We start from the raw sequence: 18,175 nt of genomic DNA on the forward strand, positions 1-18,175 counted from the left end.
AATGTTGACCGATAGGTAAAATCGAGGTTTCTTATGTCTCTTTTAGATGCAGCCACCAATGTGCAATCCAAGGCATATGCTCCGTATTCTAATTTCAAAGTTGGCGCGGCGATCCGCGGTGCTTCTGGAGCGATTTATGCTGGTTGTAACGTCGAAAATGTCGCTTACCCAGAGGGCACATGCGCCGAAGCAGGCGCAATCGCGACCATGGTCGCAGCAGGTGAGACGCAGTTGACCGAGGTTGTGGTCATCGCGGATTCTCCGCTTCCGGTAAGCCCGTGTGGCGGATGCCGCCAAAAACTTGCAGAATTCAGTGGGCCGGAAACCGTCGTGACAATGACCACGCTTGAGGGCAATTCAAAATCCCTGACGATGGCCGAACTGCTTCCGGGGGCATTCACTCAAGCGCATATGGAAAACAGCTAGTGGACGCGCGCTCGATCATAGCGCGGCTTCGGAACGGTGAAACGCCGCCAGCGGCGGAAATCGAATGGTTTGCGCATGGCCTCGCCAGCGGTGAGGTCTCGGATGCGCAGGCAGGGGCGTTCGCGATGGCGGTTTGCCTGAACGGGATTTCGGAAGCGGGGCGCGTCGCATTGACGGCGGCCATGTGCAACAGTGGCGATCGCATGAACTGGTCGGTTGCTGGGCCTGTGCTGGACAAGCATTCTACTGGTGGTGTGGGCGACTGTGTTTCACTCTTGCTTGCGCCGGCATTGGCGGCAAGCGGCGCGTATGTTCCGATGATTTCGGGGCGCGGCCTGGGCCATACGGGCGGGACGCTAGACAAGCTAGAGGCCATTCCCGGCTTGTCGACCGAAGTTTCTACCGAGGACTTTCAACAGATCGTTGGCGATATCGGCTTTGCAATTGCAAGTGCGAGCGGAGATATCGCCCCAGCCGATCGCAGGCTCTATGCCGTAAGGGATGTAACCGCGACGGTTGACAGCATTGACCTGATTACGGCGTCGATCCTGTCCAAGAAACTTGCTGCTGGCCTTGATGGGCTTGTTCTTGATGTGAAATGGGGCAGTGGAGCGTTTATGGCGACTGCTTCCGACGCACATAGCTTGGCCGAGACGTTGGTCCAAACAGCCAATGGTGCGGGAACCCCAACGACTGCGCTCGTGACGGACATGAACCAGCCGCTGGCGCAGAATATGGGCAACGCGCTTGAAGTGATATCGGTTATGGAGCTTTTAACCGCCCCAAAGGATTGCGCGCTCATTGACTTAACTCAAAGATTGGGCGGGGCGCTTTTGGCGTCATCTGGTATTGTCGACAGCGCCGAACAAGGTGCGCAGCGTATTCGGCAGGCCATTTATGGTGGACAGGCAGCGGAAGGTTTTGGCCGCATGGTTGCGCGTATGGGTGGACCAAAGGACTTTGTTGAATGCTGGCGAGATCGTCTGCCCGCGTCGCGGTACGAAATTCCGGTTCTGGCGCAATCCAGCGGTTATGTGCACGCGATTGATGGCAAAGCTCTTGGGAATATCGTGGTGAAACTGGGCGGCGGGCGTCTGGTCGGGAGTGACAAAATCAATCCATCGGTTGGTTTGGCGAATGTCGCGCGGCTTGGAACTATGATAGAGTCGGGCACGCCGCTGCTGAATATTCATTGCGAGGATAAGGCGCAGGGCGAGCAGCTAGTTTGCGAGGTTCAAGAGGCGTTCACCCTTAGTGAATACAAGCCAGAGCCCCGTGTACTTGTCGTGGAAAAGGTAGAATAGATGGCGCGCGCATTCTTGATTGTATTGGACTCAGTTGGCTGCGGTGGGGCGCCGGATGCCGAAGCATTCGGTGACGAAGGGTCCAACACGCTCGCGCATATCGCCGAAGAATGCGCCGCAGGTCGCGCCGATGAGGGACGCGCGGGGCCGCTCTTATTGCCCAATCTCGCGTCTTTGGGGTTATGGCAGGCGGTTGAGCTGGCATCAGAGGCCAAAGCCGCAACCGATATGCCAGAACCTGTCGGGAAGTACGCGGCGGCAACCGAGGTATCGATTGGCAAGGATACGCCCTCTGGTCATTGGGAGCTCTCAGGGCTGCCCGTGCCGTGGGATTGGCATTATTTCCCGCAAGAGAACACATTTAGCGCTGACCTCCTTGAGCAGGTCTGCAAAGCGGCCGACGTTGGCGGAACGCTCGGGAATTGTCATGCGTCAGGAACCGAGATCATCGCTCAACAGGGTGCGCGCCATATCGAAACGGGTTGGCCGATCTGCTACACGTCCGCAGATAGCGTGTTTCAAATCGCCGCACACGAAGAGCACTTTGGACTCGAGAAGCTTCTTAAGTTGTGCAAGGCACTCGCGCCGATGCTACATGAGATGAAGGTAGGCCGCGTGATCGCACGTCCGTTCGTCGGGACCGCAGAGGAAGGGTTCACGCGCACCTCAAACCGCAAGGATTTCGCTATTCTTCCACCTGCGCCAACACTTTGTGATTGGGTCCAAAGCGCGGGTAAGCACGTTTATGCTATTGGTAAAATTGGCGATATCTTCTCGATGCGCGGAATTGACGAAGTGGTCAAAGGAAATGACGCCGCGTTAATGGATCACTTGTACGCCCATGCGGACGATGCTGCGGAGGATAGCCTGATCTTCGCGAACTTCGTAGAATTTGATAGCTTGTACGGGCATCGCCGTGATGTTGCGGGATATGCGCGCGCGCTGGAGTGGTTTGATAGCTGCTTACCGGCCTTCTTTGAGCGGTTGCGCTCGGATGATTTGGTGATATTCACCGCAGATCATGGCAATGACCCCACTTGGTCTGGCACGGATCACACCCGCGAGCGCGTTCCAGTGCTGTTGCGTGGTGCTGGGGCGGGCAGCTTGGGCTTGTGCCAATTCACGGATGTCGCGGCGACCGTGGCGCACCACCTTGGTGTGCCTTCGGAAGGGCCCGGAAGGAGTTTGATATGAGTTTCCAAACGCAGAACAAAGTAGAGCTGCATTTACACCACGAAGGCGCTGCGCCGCCTGATTTTATCCGCGCATTGGCCAAGGAAAAAAGCATCTCGCTTGAGGGTATCTTCGATGAGAACGGCGCGTATTCCTACAAAGACTTCTGGGATTTTCTAAAGGTCTATGAGGCCGCGACAGAATGCCTGAAAACACCACGGGATTACGCGCGCCTCACAACAGCAGTTCTCGAGAACTGTGCCCAACACGGCGTTATCTATGCCGAGAGTTTCATTTCGCCTGACTTCTGCGGCGGAGGTGACCCCGTGGCGTGGGGCGAATATCTTCACGCGATCCAAGAGGCCGCAGACAAAGCCGAGAAGGACCACGGCATTGTTCTGCGCGGTATCGTTACAGCTGTTCGGCATTTTGGTGCGGACAAGGCAAAACAGACGTCGCTATGCGCGGCGCAAACTGCTGGTGACTGGATTGTTGGTTTTGGTATGGGTGGTGATGAAAAGTTCGGCACACCGGGCGATTTCGCCTATGCGTTTGATCAGGCTCGCGAGAGTGGTCTGCGCCTTACCTCTCATGCGGGCGAATGGTCCGGCCCAGAAGAAGTGCGCGCCACGATCCGCGACCTCAAGGCCGAGCGCATCGGACATGGTGTGCGTGCAATCGAAGATGCGGACCTCATTCGCGAAATTATCGACCGCGATGTTGTTCTGGAAGTTTGCCCAGGCTCGAACTATGCGCTGGGCGTTTATCCGGAATGGTCAGCACATCCAATTCAACGTCTGCGTGATGCAGGGGTAAAGGTAACGGTATCGACTGACGATCCACCGTTTTTCCACACGACAATGACACACGAATATGAAATGCTTGCCAAGACCTTTGGCTGGGACGAGGACGTATTCAAAGAAGTGAATATCGTCGCTGCGAATGCCGCATTCTGCGACGATGAAACTCGTGCACGTATATTGAAAAAATTGGAGGCCTAAATGAGCCAGCATCTAACCGTTGTTAATCATCCGCTTGTGCAGCACAAACTTACCCTGATGCGCGAGAAGGAAACGTCGACCGCTGTGTTCCGTCAGCTCCTGCGTGAGATTAGCCAACTGCTCGCCTATGAGGTCACAAGCGAGTTGCCGATGACGACCAAGACCATTGAAACGCCAATGCAGGAGATGGATGCGCCGGTTCTTGATGGTAAGAAGCTCGCGCTGATCTCTATTCTGCGTGCGGGGAACGGGCTTTTGGATGGTGTGCTTGAATTGATCCCATCCGCGCGTGTTGGTTTTGTTGGGCTGTACCGTGACGAAGCGACCCTTAAGCCGGTTCAGTATTATTTCAAAGTACCAACCGAAATGAAGGATCGTCTAGTGATTGCGGTTGATCCTATGTTGGCGACGGGGAATTCGTCTGTTGCTGCGATTGATCTTCTAAAGGAATCTGGCGCCAAGAACATCAAATTCCTCTGCCTCCTCGCCGCACCTGAGGGTGTCCAACGGATGAAAGAAGCGCACCCAGATGTACAAATCGTTACGGCCTCCTTGGATGAGCGTCTGAACGAGTCCGGATACATTGTTCCGGGGCTTGGCGATGCTGGCGACCGGATGTTCGGTACGAAGTAAGAAGTGCGTACAGTACGCAGGAAAGGGAACACTATGCGCCACGCACTCAAGATGTTGTCGGTTTCTGCTCTATTGATAACTGGGGTTGCGGGTTGTACCGCGACCCTACGCACGGATGACGGCCCCGCCGAAACGCCCCCCGCAAGCTATAAGGAAACGCAGTATGTGGATAGCACAGGTTGCGTTTACATACGTGCAGGGAGTGGTAAGCAAGTGAACTGGGTACCGCGTGTATCAAGGAACCGTTCGCTTGTCTGTGGTTATGAACCGACACGCGCGCAGTAACCTTTAACGGCGGCAGATGTCCTGAAGGGCGATCCATTCGCTATCGCTAACGATAGCCGAAGATTCCTTGCCCGCGAGCGGGTCAGCCTCGATAAGCCCCAATGTCGTCTCGCCCGTTATGTCGACTGCGTAGGCATAGGGTGACGACGGAATATTCGCTTTGGCATAACGTTGAAGGAGCTTCTCGGTGTCCACAGGGGCGAGGGGTGCGGCCATGAGCTTTTCGGCATACCGCGTCAGGGCAGGGGTGCTGATCTGGCCCGAAGTCAGGAAGCGAATGCGGCTGCTGAAACGCATTTCGGCAATAAGCGCGCGAAGCGGATCTGTTGCCGAGGCGCGCTCAAGTTCCGCAAGCACATAACCGGCGACGGCGTTCGGATCTTCGAAGTCTTCGACCAACCTGCGGTTCAGGATGATCTGACCACCGGGTAAGTTCGCCGAGGTCTCAACGCCAGAGCGGATCACTATGAGCTTGTTGCGCCCTGCGTCTAGTCGCGATGAAATTTTTGAAAGCGCATTGCTTGCGGATGGTTGTGTGCAAGGGTTGCCCGACACACGGCGGATTTGTTGAAACAGGGACTCGCCGATAACTGCACGTTGGGCGGGCGGAGTGATACGGGTTGCGTAATCCACCATAGCGTTCGGCAGCCATAGGAATATCAGCGCCGCAAATCCCGCCAATACCGTAAGGGTGATTATCGTGCGCAAACGCCCCGGCTGGCTTCGGCGTTTATCGATGGTTTTCAGGACGCGCTCAATGGCGTCAATTGCGAAATCATCATCAAGCTCAAGCGTTTCGTTACCTTCGGCATCTGGGCAGTAAAGCGCAGGACGTTGGCCGGGATTCATGCGGTGGATTGCGGGCAGGGACCAATGCGTAAGCGCGCGCTCTGCTTTGTCGCGAAGCACAAGAGTAGCCTTGCCAAAACTGACGATGACCTCGCGTTTGTGCTCGTCTGGGGCTTCTCGCCACAGGCCCGTTGTCTCGAGCCGTTCATATTCTGATAATGCGGTCATATTGGCTCTGCTCTGCCATCAGTAATGTGGTCAGCCTAGCGGAGCATAAACCTTTCAACAAGTTGGCAGCACGTGATTTATCGTCCAAGACTGGTAAGCGCCGAGGATTATAGTAGTCTGGCGTCATGATTGTCTCGCGTGGTCGCCGATATATATTCGTTCACATCCCGAAAACGGGCGGAACCGCGCTGAGCCTTGCTCTCGAGGGGCGGGCGATGAAGGACGACATCCTGATCGGGAACACTCCAAAGGCCATCGCAAGGCGCAAGCGTCAACGCGCGCTATTTCCAGCGGCGCGTCTGAACAAACACGGCACACTGAAGGATGCTGAGAAGTTGGCGGGAGATATCGAAGGATACTACTGCTTTACGCTTGTGCGTAATCCGTGGGACCGGCTGGTGAGCTATTACCATTGGCTGCGCGAGCAGAAGTTTGATCATTCCGCAGTTTCGTTGGCCAAAGCGGTTGAGTTTTCGGAGTTCATCCACGCTCCCGAAACGGTGGCTTCTCTCAAGAACTGTCCTTACGCGAGTTATATGGCGGGCCACTCGGATGTTCACTATGCTCGGTTAGAACATCTAGAGCAGGACTTAGTTCCGTTATGGGAGCATCTTGGGTTTTCGCTCGCACCGATCGCGCGGATCAATGTGTCGGAGCGGGAGCGGGACTATCGGCGTTATTATTCAGACGTCGACATAGAGCATAGCCATGACGTTCTTGCGGCGGATATCGCGCAGTTTGGCTATCAATTTTGAAGTGGCGCACGGCAGGTTATTGCCGCGCGCCACTTTGATCTTAAGCTGCTTGAGCAGGTGCGAAGCGTGCGTAGAAAGTCTCGTCTTTTTCCGCCATTTCACGGAGCAAGGCAGGTGTTTCAAAGCGCGCGCCAAACTTCTCAGTGAGTTCGTCACAAAGTGCTGCTGCGCGACCTGCGCCCATGATATCGAGCCAGCTAAACGGACCACCAGACCAAGGAGCAAACCCCCAGCCAAGGATCGCGCCAACGTCGCCTTCACGAATGTCGGTCAGGACACCTTCCTCTAGGGCGCGAACGGCCTCGAGAACCTGCGCGAACAACAGGCGGTGCTGTACTTCGGTCAGGTCTGGTTGTGCGTCCGCAACGGGGAATTGCCCCGCTAGGCCATCCCAAAGACCAGTACGCTTTCCTTTGGCGTCATAGGCATAGAAACCAGCGTTCGCCTTGCGTCCCAAACGCCCTTCGTCGGCCATCCAGAACAATACAGGGTCAACGTCCTCGTTGGGATAAGCATCCCCCATCGCAGCCTTGGTTGCCTTGGCAATTTTCACGCCAAGGTCAATGGATGTCTCGTCTGTTAACTGAAGCGGGCCAAGTGGCATCCCAACCAGTTTCGCAGCATTCTCGATCAGCGCAGGCTCGACACCCTCGGCAACCATACGGATACCTTCGTTGATGTAAGGAATAATGCAACGGTTTGCATAGAAGAAGCGCGCGTCATTCACTACGATCGGTGTTTTGCGGATTTGGCGGCAGTAATCCAATGATTTAGCCACGGCACGATCACCAGACTCAGCGCCTTTGATGATCTCGACCAACATCATTTTCTCGACAGGCGAGAAGAAATGGATGCCGATGTATTGCTCTGGACGTTTGCTTGCCTTGGCAAGTTCGGTGATCGGAAGTGTCGAGGTGTTGGTTGCAAAGATGCAGTCCTCGCCAATTACTTCTTCAACCTTCGCGGTTACTTCGGCTTTGATCGCAACATCCTCGAAAACGGCCTCAATGATCAGGTCACATCCCTTAAGCTCATTGTAGTCCGTTGTGGCGGTGATGAGGTTTAGCAGAGCCTCTTTCTTTTCAGGAGTTGCCTTCTTGCGAGCGATCCCTTTGTCCATGTAGTCGGCGGAGTAGGCTTTGCCCTTGTCGGCCGCTTCTTGTTTTTGATCCAGCAAGACAACTTCGATACCGGCTTTCGCAGAGACGAGTGCAATGCCCGCACCCATCATTCCAGCTCCCAGAACGCCGACCTTCTTGACGCGCTGGTCAGCAACATCAGCAGGACGAGAAGCGCCTTTTTCTAGTGCTTCTTTGTTAATAAAGAGGCTGCGGATCATTGCGGATGAGCTTGGGTTCATGAGCACATTGGTAAACCAGCGCGCCTCGATTTTGAGTGCCGTGTCGAACGGAACCAAAGCACCTTCGTATACAGCAGAGAGCAATGCCTTGGCCGCTGGGTAAACGCCCTTGGTCTTACTGTTGATCATCGCGGATGCCCCTACGAAGGTCATGAAACCTGCGGGGTGGTAGGGGGCACCACCGGGCATTTTGTAACCTTTAGCGTCCCAAGGCTTGAGAATATCCGCGTCAGTGGCGGACAACACCCACGCTTTTGCTGCTGAAAGTAGTTCGTCGGCTGGCACAACTTCATCAATCAAGCCTGCCATTTTTGCTTTCTTGGGATCAGAGAGCTTGCCTTCCAAAAGGAACGGGCTCGCGGCCATCGCGCCCAACTTGCGTGCAAGCCGAGTTGTTCCGCCTGCGCCAGGGAAAATGCCGACCATAATTTCAGGTAGGCCTATTTTGGCTTTGGGGTTGTCTGCCGCAAAAATGCGGTGACAGGCGAGAGGGATTTCGAGGCCGATGCCGACAGCCGTACCCGGAAGGGCCGCCGCAATTGGCTTGCCGCCTTTGTTGGTCTTGGCATCCATGCCAGCGCGTTCGATTTTGCGCAGCACAGCGTGCATCGACATTACGCCGTCAAACAGGCCCTTCGCAGGGTTGTCGCCAGCGTCTTGTTTCATTTTCGCGAGGACGTTCAAATCCATGCCACCTGCAAAGTCGGCCTTGCCCGAAGTGATGACGATGCCCTTGACCGCGTCATCCGCGAGGGCCGCATCAACGGCGGCGTCCAGTTCAGAAAAGCCAGCAAGGCTCATGACGTTCATCGATTTTTCGGGAACGTCCCATGTGATGACGGCAACGCCATCGGCGTCAACTTTGGTTGTAAAATCAGTCATTGGTGATCTCCTTTTGGGCGGAGTGATGTTGATATTTTGTAGGTCGATAAGTCAGATATCGTCGGGGAGCTCTGTGCCATCGCGACGCGTAAATTTGCCTTGTCCTTTTTCAAGAACGACCTTCATGTCGATGTCTGAGTAGATGGCTTCTTCGTAGGGGGCACGGGTGCCGACGACCAGAAAGCGCGCTTCGGAGGTGCTTTTATTCACAAAGCAGTGCCCGTTCTGGACGCCTGCGGGGAATGCTGCGCAATCTCCTGTGTGCATTTCTGTTTCTCCGTCATCCATGACAAGTGTGACTGTGCCTTGGGTGACCATGACGAATTCATCCTCGTTTAGGTGCCAATGGCGTAGGCTCGATTTTGCATTCGGTGCAAGAATGATGATGTTCGCACCGAATTGCGTAATTCCACCTGCGTCACCGACGCGAAGAGAAGTTCGTCCGTTCATCTGGTCGGCAAGGCGGCCAGGATAGGTTGATCCCGTTCGTGGTTTGATTTGACTAAGTTCAACCTTTGCCATGATCCGCCCCCAGTTTGTTAAACGCGCTCGATAATTGTCGCGGCGCCCATTCCCGAAGCGATACAAAGCGTGGCAAGGCCAACTTCTTTGTCCTGACGCTCCAACTCATCAAGCAGAGTGCCGATGATGATCGCGCCCGTTGCGCCTAGTGGGTGACCCATCGCAATAGAGCCGCCATTCGGGTTCACGACCGATGGGTCCACATCGAAGCGCTGCATGAAGCGCATCACAACAGAGGCAAATGCCTCGTTCACTTCAAAGAGGTCGATGTCGGAAATATCCATGCCATTGTCGGCGAGGATCTTCTCGGTCACGGGAACGGGGCCTGTCAGCATGATTGTTGGATCAGTGCCGATTTTGGCCGTTGCACGAATGCGCGCGCGTGGCTTGAGGCCATATTTCTCACCGAATTCTTTGTTACCGATAAGAACCGCAGCAGAGCCATCAACGATGCCGGATGAGTTGCCAGCGTGGTGAATGTGATTGATGCGCTCAAGGTGCGGGTATTTCATCAGGGCGACGTTATCAAAGCCGGGCATGACTTCGCCCATGGCTTGGAAGCTTGCGTTCAATGCGCCGAGCGCCTGCATATCGGTGCCAGGGCGCATGTATTCGTCGTGGTCCAGAATAGGGAGGCCGTTCTGGTCTTTGATTGTGATGATCGACTTAGCAAAGCGGTTGTTTTCCCATGCTTCGGCGGCACGGCGTTGGCTTTCGACAGCCAGTGCGTCTGCTTGGTCGCGGGTGAAGCCGTATTCTGTGGCGATAATGTCTGCTGAGATGCCCTGTGGCACAAAGTAAGTGCTCATTGCGACCGTCGGGTCTACGGCAATCGCCGCACCATCCGAACCCATCGCAACGCGGCCCATCATTTCGACACCACCAGCAACATAAGCCATGCCTGCGCCACCTTTGATTTGGTTGGCAGCGAGGTTCACCGCTTCCATGCCAGAAGCGCAGAAGCGGTTAATGGCAAGACCCGGTACTTGTTCGTCAAAGTCACTCGCAAGGACCGCGGTGCGTGCCAAACATCCACCTTGCTCACCAACTTGGGTCACGTTGCCCCAGATCACGTCCTCGATGGCTTTGGTGTCGAGGTTGTTACGTTCCTTGACCGCGTTCAGCACTTGCGCTGATAGGTTTACGGATGTGATCTCGTGTAATGCACCGTCCTTGCGGCCTTTTCCACGCGGGCTGCGCAAAGCATCATAGATATAGGCTTCAGTCATTGCGATTTTCCTTCTTAAGCGCGATCTGCCGGCGAACCGGGCATCAGATCGTAGGGGTGTTTATAGCCGGGGAGGGCTTCGATACGTGCGAGCCACGCATCAATGTTCGGGAAGTCCGTTCGATTGAAACCGAACGGTTCGGGGTAAAACAGATAGCAGCAGCAAGACAGATCAGCGGCGGTGATCCCGTCACCAACAAGCCAGTCACGATCCGCTAGGGCGCGCTCCAAAATGCCGAGCGCAGCCTGCGTGCGACCGGACAAAAAGCCGATAACATCCGCGTTGCGTTTTTCCTCGGGGAGGAAGTTCATCATGAACCGCAACGGGCCTGCCTGGGCACTCATTTTGTGGTTGTCCCAAAGGACCCAACGAAGCACTTCGCGTTTCTCGGCGGGTGTCTTGCCGCCAAATTTTCCAGTTTTCTCGGTGATGTAATCAAGAATAACGCCAGATTGCGAGAGCGTAACATCACCATCCACAAGGACGGGACATTCGCCCATTTCGTTCAGGGCCGCAAACTCAGGGGTGCGCGCGCCGCCGTTGAAAAAGTCGACGTATTTGGGCGTCCAATCCAGTCCGGAAAGTTCAAGCGCAAGTGCCGCCTTGTAGGAATGGCCGCTTTCTCCAAAGCAATAAAGCTCGATTGTCATTTCAGTATCCTCCGTGTTGGTCCGCTTGAGCGGTTTCTTTTTTCAACGTTTGCGCGCTTCGAGTTCGGAATTGAACAGGCGCAATCGGTGGGTCAGATTGTCCTCGTCGATTACCGAATTGAAGTTTTCGAACAGAAAACTGAGCGCCTCGCCTTCGTCTAATCCGGCCTCTGCAGAAAATTTCCTTAGGCGGCGATAACCATCTTCGGTCATTGCTACGGGGAAGCGGCGGGTCAGACGAAAGCGTTTAGGCATACTCAGTTCCTTGTTTGGTCGTTAGAACTGCTCCGCGTCGAGGGCCATAACCGTGTCGGCACCAGTATTGATACGCGCCAGATGCAGGCTCGTTGCGGGCAGTTGACGGGCCATGTAATAACGGCCAGTTGCGATTTTTGTAGTGTAGAAGTCTTTGTCCGAAGCGCCACCCTCGATTGCTTCATGAGCCGCTTTCGCCATGCGTGCCCACATCAGGCCAAGGCATGTGTGCCCGAACATATGCATAAAGTCATAAGAGCCAGCGAGCGCGTTGTTCGGATTCGTCATGCCGTTCTGCATGAAGTACATGCCAGCAGCCTGAAGATCTTTGCTTGCCTGCTTGAGTTGCGGCAGGAAATCATCCTTGAGTGCCGGATGATCTGCGTTCTCTTTGATGAATGCCTTGACGATCTCAAAGAACGCCATGACGTGCTTGCCGCCATCCGTCGCGAGCTTACGACCAACCAAGTCAAGCGCCTGAACACCGTTCGCACCCTCATAGATCATGGCGATACGCGCGTCGCGTACGAATTGGGACATGCCCCATTCTTCGATGTAACCGTGCCCGCCGTAAACTTGCTGGGCGTTGGTGGCCATCTCATAGCCTTTGTCGGTAAGGAAACCTTTGATAACGGGCGTCAGCAATCCAACGAGGCCTTCGGCGTCTTTGTTTTCAAGCTTGTGCCCTTCATCGATCAGTGTTGCGCCCCACATAACGAATGCACGTGCCGCTTCGACAAAGCTCTTCTGATCCATCAGGTTGCGACGGATATCTGGGTGAACGATCAGCGGATCAGCAGGGCCGTCGGGGTTCTTGACACCTGTCACGTCACGCCCTTGAAGGCGGTCGTTCGCATAGATTACTGCGTTTTGATAGGCTGCTTCTGCTTGGGCATATCCCTGAAGGCCAACGCCCAATCGCGCTTCGTTCATCATGGTGAACATGGCGCGCATACCTTTGTGCTTCTCGCCAAGGAGGAAGCCACGCGCGTTGTCATAGTTCATCACACAAGTCGAGTTGCCGTGGATGCCCATTTTCTCTTCGATGCTTCCGACCGAAACGCCGTTACGTTCGCCAAGGGAGCCATCTTCGTTCACGTTGAATTTCGGAACGATAAAGAGGGAGATCCCTTTAACACCTTCTGGACCACCAGGGATTTTGGCGAGAACGAGGTGAATGACGTTATCCGACAAGTCGTGATCGCCCGCCGAGATAAAGATTTTTTGCCCAGAGATCGCATATGAGCCGTCGTCTTGTGGCTCGGCCTTGGTGCGCATGAGGCCCAAGTCCGTTCCGCAGTGCGGCTCTGTCAGGTTCATTGTGCCTGTCCAGTCACAAGTTACCATTTTGGGGAGGTAGGTTTGTTTCTGCTCGTCTGTACCGTGCGCATGGATTGCGGAATAGGCTCCGTGAGTGAGGCCCTGATACATGTTGAACGCCATGTTCGAGGATACGAAGATTTCGCCAACTGCCGTTTGCAGGATATATGGCATGCCCTGACCGCCATATTCCGGATCACAATCTAGTGCGGTCCAACCACCTTCTTTCATCTGCTCGAAGGCTTCTTTGAATCCTTTGGGGGTGTACACAACACCGTTTTCGAGGCGGCATCCTTCGCGATCACCCGAGAAATTCAAGGGAGCGAGGACATCCGTCGCGATCTTGCCCGCTTCTTCCAGCACCGCAGAAGTGAAGTCAGCTTCGAGCTCGTCATAACCGGGTACGGAGCTTTCGGAGACCTTCAGAACCTCGTGCAATATGAATTGCATATCTTGTGTAGGGGCTGTGTAGCTGGGCATGGTGATTTCCCTTATTCGGCCGCGTTGGGGCGTTTCAATTCATTGAGGCGTTCTTCGCCCCATTTAAGTTGCTTGCGTAGATCTTCAATCGCTTCGGTTAGTTCGTCGCGTTGGCTGATCATTGCCTGAAGGCGCTCCTTTGCAACTTCGTAGGTGCGGTTCAACTGTGTGTATTGCGCATCGTCCATATCGTAGAGATCAAGAAGTTGGCGGATGTCTTCGAGGCTAAACCCAAATCGCTTACCCTGTAAAATAAGCTTCAGCCGAGCACGGTCCCGTTTCGTGAACAAGCGGCGTTGCCCTTCACGGACGGGGAACAAAAGTTCTTTCGCCTCATAAAAGCGGAGTGTGCGAGGTGTCACATCATAAGCAATGCACATTTCGCGGATCGTCATCATGTCAGTCATATCAGTCATGGCACTGTCCTGTGTTTGCGTTGTGAAGTGAATTTGGGTTTCGTGGGGTCATCCTACAACCTCACTTGACGTTAACGTAAGCGAAACGCCGCGTAACTTTTACCCTGACGGAGCGTAAGTCAACGCAGGGTCTTTAAAACAAGGAGAAACGGCCTAAGTAAACCTAGGTGCGCGTAAGAAATAATCTGGGTGCAGTCGCCGCTTTTGGCGCTATTTCAATGATTTCTCGGTTTCGTCGCGTAAGCTTTGAAGATCATCAACCGATTCTTGCAATTCTTGTAGCTGTTGGCGCAGTGCGAGGAGCTGGCGGTCTGCCATCTCAACCCATGCTTTCATCTGAGTCTGGGTGCCGGATTCTTCGTAAATCAACAGCCATTGCCGAATCTCTTCGAGGCTGAATCCGAACCTACGTCCACGTAAGATCAGCACCATACGGGCCACTTCGCGGGGCGTATAAAAGCGGCTGCGGCCTTCTTTTTCAGGCTGTAGGAGCTCGATATACTCGTAGTAACGCAATGTCCGCGGTGTTACGTCGAACTTGGCGCACATTTCTTTGAAATTCAGGCGTGTTTGCGTCATGACGAGTATTCTCCTTGGGGGAAACTTATTAATTTCTGGAACTTGTTTCAATCACTGCTTCGGAGATAGTCTACTTTTGCCTTGCCGCAGGTCGTTTGAATGCCAATACATAGGGGGACGAAAGGCGGTCCGAATGAGTCAGAACAGAACAGATATTGCGCGCAAATTTATCGAAGCGATTCCTTTTTCGCAGGCACTTTCAATGCGTTTGGAGGAAATCGGAGAAGGGGTGGCAGAAATTTCGATGCCCTATGATCCGCAGATCGTCGGCGACCCGAAGTCGGGCGTTATTTCTGGGGGAGCGGTGTCGGCGCTGATGGACACCTGTAGTGGGGCGGCCGTCATGAGCCACCCGACAGGCCCGCTCGCCACCGCAACAATTGACCTGCGGATCGAATATATGCGCAGCGCGACCCCAGGCCAGCGGATCAAGACCCGCGCCGAGTGTTACCACGTGACGCGCAGCGTCGCGTTTGTGCGCGCAACTGCATTCGATGACGACTCCAGTAACCCCGTCGCCGCCGCAACCGGCGCGTTTACCGTGGAAAGGGCCAAACCATGAACCGTCGTCCGCCCGAACCCGTCCAAGTGATCAAACATCGGCGTGATGCGATGTTGTCCGCGCTTGTCGAAGGAGTGCCGTTCATTAACTTTCTCGGGATCAAGTTCGATCGTCGTGGCGATGAGCTAACGGCTGTTTTGCCCTATCAGGATAAGCTTATCGGGAATCCCGTTCTGCCAGCCCTGCATGGTGGTGCGACGGCCAGTTTTCTTGAGGTTACGGCGATCGTCGAACTCTCTTGGGGGATGCTCTGGGAGGATATGGAGAGCGGAGTCCTTGATGCGGATACGCTCGATTCCGAGCATCTACCGCGCTTGCCCAAGACCATTGATTTCACAGTTGATTATCTTCGCACGGGCTTGCCGCGTGATGCCTATGCGCGTGCGCGTGTGAACCGTTCTGGCCGACGTTACGCAAGCGTGCATGTTGAGGCGTGGCAGGATAACCGCACGCGCCTCTTTGCACAGGCGACGGGGCATTTCCTGATGCCGCAATCGGGGGAATAGCGTGGCATCTGCGATTACCCATCGCCGTATTCTGAACATTGCGATCCCAATTGTTATCTCAAACGCGACAGTACCTATCTTGGGCGTCGTGGATACAGGCGTCGTAGGTCAACTCGGAGAAGCGGCACCAATCGGCGCCGTGGGAATCGGCGCGATAATCCTCACGGCGATTTATTGGATTTTCGGGTTCCTTCGCATGGGAACCACTGGGCTTGCTGGGCAGGCGCTCGGGGCGAACGATACCGCCGAACTAGCCGCGATCTTGACCCGCGCGTTGCTGCTTGGCTTTGCGGCGGGCGTCGGGATTATCCTTCTTCAAGCGTTCCTATTTGCGGGGGCGTTCTGGGCTTCGCCTGCTTCGCCAGAGGTCGAGAGCCTTGCGCGATCTTATATGAGCATTCGCGTGTTCTCGGCCCCTGCGATGATCTGTATCTATGGGCTGACGGGGTGGTTGATTGCCGCCGAGCGCACGCGTGCCGTTCTTGCGATACAGGTGCTGATGAATGGTGCGAACATCATTCTCGATCTTCTCTTTGTGCTGCGCTTTGATTGGGGCGTTGAAGGGGTCGCAATCGCAACCGTGATCGCCGAATGGAGTGGCTTTGCGCTTGCTCTTTGGTTCTGTCGAAGCACGTTCAGGGCACCCGATTGGCGGAACTGGGTGCAGGTCTTCGATCGCGTTCGTCTTCAACATATGTTGTTTGTGAACGGCGATATCATGCTGCGTTCGATCATGCTGCAGATGGTGTTCATTACATTCCTGTTTGTTGGCGCAAAATTCGGCGATGTCCCTCTGGCAGCAAACCAAATCCTGATGCAGTTTCTAATGATTACGGCCTATTCTCTGGACGGGTTTGCCTTTGCTGTTGAGGCGCTCGTCGCACAGGCTATGGGCGCGAAATCATGGCAGGACCTGCGGAGAAGCTCGATCCTGTGTACGTTTTGGTCGCTTATTGTTTGTCTGGGTTTGACGGTGGTCTTCGCGCTCTTTGGCGAGACTGTGATCGACATTATGACCAAATCTCAACCAGTAAGGGATGAGGCCCGTATTTACTTGATCTACATGGTTTGTGCACCGCTTGCGGGCCTCGCTTCATGGATGCTGGACGGTATATTTATCGGCGCAACCAGAAGCCGCGATATGCGAAATATGATGTTTCTAAGCTTGTTGGTATACATTGTGGCGGTTGCAATATTGGTGCCGCTCTATGGCAACCACGGGCTATGGGCGTCGCTTTTGATTTCGTTTATCGCAAGAGCGGTAACCTTGGGCGCTCGCTATCCCTCGATAGAACAAGAAGCGCGCGCGATTAGATCATAACCAAGCTTCGCGAGCGGTTCCGACCGCTTGCGATACATGCGAGAACCCATCGGCCTCTAGGTGGCTCTCAAGCCCCTCTGCGATCTCGCGAACAAGGGACATGCCTTGATACACTAGCGCAGAATAGAGTTGTACGACGGAAGCGCCCGCACGGATTTTTGCGTAGGCTTGCGCGGCGTTGGATATCCCGCCGACACCAACAAGCGGCATTTGGCCGTTGGTAATCTGCGAGAGCTGAGCAAGCACGCGGGTGCTTTTCTCAAACAGCGGAGCGCCAGATAGCCCGCCAGCCTCCGATTTTTGCGCGCTCTTCAAGCCATCGCGATCAAGCGTTGTGTTGGTTGCAATGATTGCGTCAATTCCGACCTCGGTGGCCACTTGAGCAATTTGGGTGAGTTCTTCAAGTGTGAGATCTGGCGCGATCTTGAGGAAGACGCGCGTTGAAGGCGATACTTCGTTGCGCACATCCAGAACGCCCGCGAGTAGCCCGCGCAGGGCGTCTGCACCTTGTAAATCGCGTAATTTCTCGGTGTTGGGTGAGGAAACATTGACCGTCGCAAAATCAACATGCGGCCCGCAAATACGCATAACGCGGGCAAAATCTTCGGCTTTGTTCTCGCTTGTCTTATTCGCGCCAAGGTTCAACCCAACGGGCGTGCGCGGCTTTGCTTCGGCAAGACGGCCTGCGATAACCTCGGCCCCCTGATTGTTGAAACCAAAGCGATTGATGACGGCCTGATCCTCGGTAAGGCGGAAAACACGCGGCTTTGGGTTGCCTGGCTGGGGCAGGGGCGTTGCGGCGCCAACTTCGATAAATCCAAATCCAGCTTGCGTTAGGGGGCGGATGGCCTCGGCGTTTTTGTCATATCCTGCGGCAAGCCCGACGGGGTTTGCCAACTCGATGCCGCAAAAATCTGTGGCAAGACGTGATCCTCCGATTGGTCCACCCGGAAGCGGCACAATCCCCGCCTTCAGCGCCTGGATAGAAAGGCTGTGCGCCGTTTCAGGTGAGCATTTATGAAGCGCGACAAGCCCCATTTTCTCGAGCATGTTCATGGGATTTCTTTCGGAAGAATGTGGCCGTGTTCGCCCCGCGGAACGGAGGTGTATGCGATTACCTCGCTACGCTTGAGTTTCCGATAAAGGTGGGGGAATTTCGCGCCACCTCTGGATACTTCCCACTTGATCTCATCCGCAATCCCGTCCGTTTCGACCGTTGCAAGGATGAGGTTAGGCTTGTTCGCAAAATGTTTGGTCACAGTCTCGCGGAGCTGTTCTGCGGTTGAAAAATGGATGTACCCATCCACAAGATCGATTGGCGCGCCGGCGGTCTCGCCGTTCTGCTCCAATTCGGCCCATTCAGGCTCTAGAAACACTTTGTAAATCAACATGAGCATGGAATGCCCGTTGCTTAATCTTTGGTCAAGTCTGCTTGTCATATTACCGTAACGCTTGGGCAATATTCCACGGGCCGACAGAGCCTTTGACTCTTGAGCTAC

At 54.7% G+C, this 18,175-nt stretch carries 21 protein-coding genes; 10 read left to right on the forward strand and 11 right to left on the reverse strand.

Annotated features, from left to right (window positions below; genetic code table 11):
* Positions 1–33: 33 nt before the first annotated feature.
* Genes ACFE33_RS04075 through ACFE33_RS04100 form a run of 6 tightly spaced genes read left to right on the forward strand, consistent with a single transcriptional unit; the run spans position 34 to position 4,822 of the window.
* A complete protein-coding gene (locus tag ACFE33_RS04075; RefSeq protein WP_380057264.1) occupies positions 34–426 on the forward strand; it encodes a cytidine deaminase in 393 nt (130 codons plus the stop codon).
* The gene (locus ACFE33_RS04080; protein WP_380057267.1) at positions 426–1,730 is read left to right on the forward strand and encodes a thymidine phosphorylase; all 1,305 of its coding nucleotides are present in this window, start codon (positions 426–428) and stop codon (positions 1,728–1,730) included. The genes ACFE33_RS04075 and ACFE33_RS04080 overlap by 1 nt, the downstream gene beginning before the upstream one ends.
* Positions 1,731–2,924 (forward strand): phosphopentomutase, encoded by a 1,194-nt coding sequence (locus ACFE33_RS04085; protein ID WP_380057270.1) that lies wholly within the window; start codon positions 1,731–1,733, stop codon positions 2,922–2,924.
* Positions 2,921–3,904: an adenosine deaminase gene (locus ACFE33_RS04090; RefSeq protein WP_380057273.1), complete on the forward strand. Its 984-nt coding sequence runs from the start codon at positions 2,921–2,923 to the stop codon at positions 3,902–3,904. Before ACFE33_RS04085 ends, ACFE33_RS04090 begins: the two co-directional genes overlap by 4 nt.
* Positions 3,905–4,537 (forward strand): uracil phosphoribosyltransferase, encoded by a 633-nt coding sequence (upp, locus tag ACFE33_RS04095; protein WP_380057276.1) that lies wholly within the window; start codon positions 3,905–3,907, stop codon positions 4,535–4,537.
* A gap of 33 nt (positions 4,538–4,570) precedes the next feature.
* Entirely contained in the window at positions 4,571–4,822 is a 252-nt protein-coding gene (locus tag ACFE33_RS04100; protein ID WP_380057280.1) for a hypothetical protein, read from the forward strand.
* Between the two features lie 3 nt (positions 4,823–4,825).
* Here ACFE33_RS04100 and ACFE33_RS04105 read toward each other — a convergent pair whose 3' ends face one another.
* Positions 4,826–5,839, reverse strand: coding sequence for a hypothetical protein (locus ACFE33_RS04105; RefSeq protein WP_380057282.1), 1,014 nt, complete (start codon positions 5,837–5,839; stop codon positions 4,826–4,828).
* Between the two features lie 125 nt (positions 5,840–5,964).
* On the opposite strand from ACFE33_RS04105, the gene ACFE33_RS04110 reads away from it, so the two are divergent.
* Positions 5,965–6,594, forward strand: coding sequence for a sulfotransferase family 2 domain-containing protein (locus ACFE33_RS04110; RefSeq protein WP_380057284.1), 630 nt, complete (start codon positions 5,965–5,967; stop codon positions 6,592–6,594).
* A gap of 40 nt (positions 6,595–6,634) precedes the next feature.
* Here the strand turns inward: ACFE33_RS04110 and ACFE33_RS04115 are convergent, their stop codons facing one another.
* From ACFE33_RS04115 to ACFE33_RS04150, 8 genes are all read right to left on the reverse strand, one after another.
* Positions 6,635–8,836: a 3-hydroxyacyl-CoA dehydrogenase NAD-binding domain-containing protein gene (locus tag ACFE33_RS04115; protein WP_380057287.1), complete on the reverse strand. Its 2,202-nt coding sequence runs from the start codon at positions 8,834–8,836 to the stop codon at positions 6,635–6,637.
* 51 nt (positions 8,837–8,887) lie between these two features.
* On the reverse strand, positions 8,888–9,358 hold the full coding sequence (locus tag ACFE33_RS04120; protein ID WP_380057289.1) for a cupin domain-containing protein: 471 nt from the start codon (positions 9,356–9,358) through the stop codon (positions 8,888–8,890).
* A gap of 17 nt (positions 9,359–9,375) precedes the next feature.
* A complete protein-coding gene (locus ACFE33_RS04125; RefSeq protein ID WP_380057292.1) occupies positions 9,376–10,587 on the reverse strand; it encodes an acetyl-CoA C-acetyltransferase in 1,212 nt (403 codons plus the stop codon).
* 14 nt (positions 10,588–10,601) lie between these two features.
* Positions 10,602–11,237 carry a glutathione S-transferase family protein gene (locus tag ACFE33_RS04130; protein WP_380057295.1) on the reverse strand — a complete coding sequence of 212 codons (636 nt, stop codon included), beginning with the start codon at positions 11,235–11,237 and terminating at the stop codon, positions 10,602–10,604.
* 42 nt (positions 11,238–11,279) lie between these two features.
* Positions 11,280–11,492: a hypothetical protein gene (locus ACFE33_RS04135; protein ID WP_380057297.1), complete on the reverse strand. Its 213-nt coding sequence runs from the start codon at positions 11,490–11,492 to the stop codon at positions 11,280–11,282.
* 21 nt (positions 11,493–11,513) lie between these two features.
* Positions 11,514–13,292 (reverse strand): acyl-CoA dehydrogenase C-terminal domain-containing protein, encoded by a 1,779-nt coding sequence (locus ACFE33_RS04140; RefSeq protein ID WP_380057300.1) that lies wholly within the window; start codon positions 13,290–13,292, stop codon positions 11,514–11,516.
* Between the two features lie 11 nt (positions 13,293–13,303).
* Positions 13,304–13,708 carry a MerR family DNA-binding transcriptional regulator gene (locus ACFE33_RS04145; RefSeq protein WP_380057303.1) on the reverse strand — a complete coding sequence of 135 codons (405 nt, stop codon included), beginning with the start codon at positions 13,706–13,708 and terminating at the stop codon, positions 13,304–13,306.
* 210 nt (positions 13,709–13,918) lie between these two features.
* The gene (locus tag ACFE33_RS04150; RefSeq protein WP_380057306.1) at positions 13,919–14,287 is read right to left on the reverse strand and encodes a MerR family DNA-binding protein; all 369 of its coding nucleotides are present in this window, start codon (positions 14,285–14,287) and stop codon (positions 13,919–13,921) included.
* A gap of 133 nt (positions 14,288–14,420) precedes the next feature.
* Between ACFE33_RS04150 and ACFE33_RS04155 the strand changes: the two genes are divergently transcribed.
* Genes ACFE33_RS04155 through ACFE33_RS04165 form a run of 3 tightly spaced genes read left to right on the forward strand, consistent with a single transcriptional unit; the run spans position 14,421 to position 16,676 of the window.
* Entirely contained in the window at positions 14,421–14,849 is a 429-nt protein-coding gene (locus tag ACFE33_RS04155) for a PaaI family thioesterase (RefSeq protein ID WP_380057309.1), read from the forward strand.
* Positions 14,846–15,355 carry a PaaI family thioesterase gene (locus ACFE33_RS04160; RefSeq protein WP_380057311.1) on the forward strand — a complete coding sequence of 170 codons (510 nt, stop codon included), beginning with the start codon at positions 14,846–14,848 and terminating at the stop codon, positions 15,353–15,355. The genes ACFE33_RS04155 and ACFE33_RS04160 overlap by 4 nt, the downstream gene beginning before the upstream one ends.
* Position 15,356: 1 nt before the next feature.
* Positions 15,357–16,676 (forward strand): MATE family efflux transporter, encoded by a 1,320-nt coding sequence (locus ACFE33_RS04165; RefSeq protein ID WP_380057314.1) that lies wholly within the window; start codon positions 15,357–15,359, stop codon positions 16,674–16,676.
* On the opposite strand, the gene ACFE33_RS04170 is transcribed toward ACFE33_RS04165, so the two are convergent.
* Both ACFE33_RS04170 and ACFE33_RS04175 read right to left on the reverse strand, forming a co-directional pair.
* Complete coding sequence (locus ACFE33_RS04170) at positions 16,671–17,732, reverse strand: quinone-dependent dihydroorotate dehydrogenase (protein WP_380057317.1); 1,062 nt, start codon at positions 17,730–17,732, stop codon at positions 16,671–16,673. The two genes, ACFE33_RS04165 and ACFE33_RS04170, sit on opposite strands and share 6 nt — an antisense overlap.
* Positions 17,729–18,073 carry a DUF952 domain-containing protein gene (locus ACFE33_RS04175; RefSeq protein ID WP_380057320.1) on the reverse strand — a complete coding sequence of 115 codons (345 nt, stop codon included), beginning with the start codon at positions 18,071–18,073 and terminating at the stop codon, positions 17,729–17,731. Before ACFE33_RS04175 ends, ACFE33_RS04170 begins: the two co-directional genes overlap by 4 nt.
* Positions 18,074–18,175: the final 102 nt, after the last annotated feature.

It is taken from the genome of Falsihalocynthiibacter sp. SS001, assembly GCF_042445055.1.
Lineage (GTDB): Bacteria > Pseudomonadota > Alphaproteobacteria > Rhodobacterales > Rhodobacteraceae > Falsihalocynthiibacter.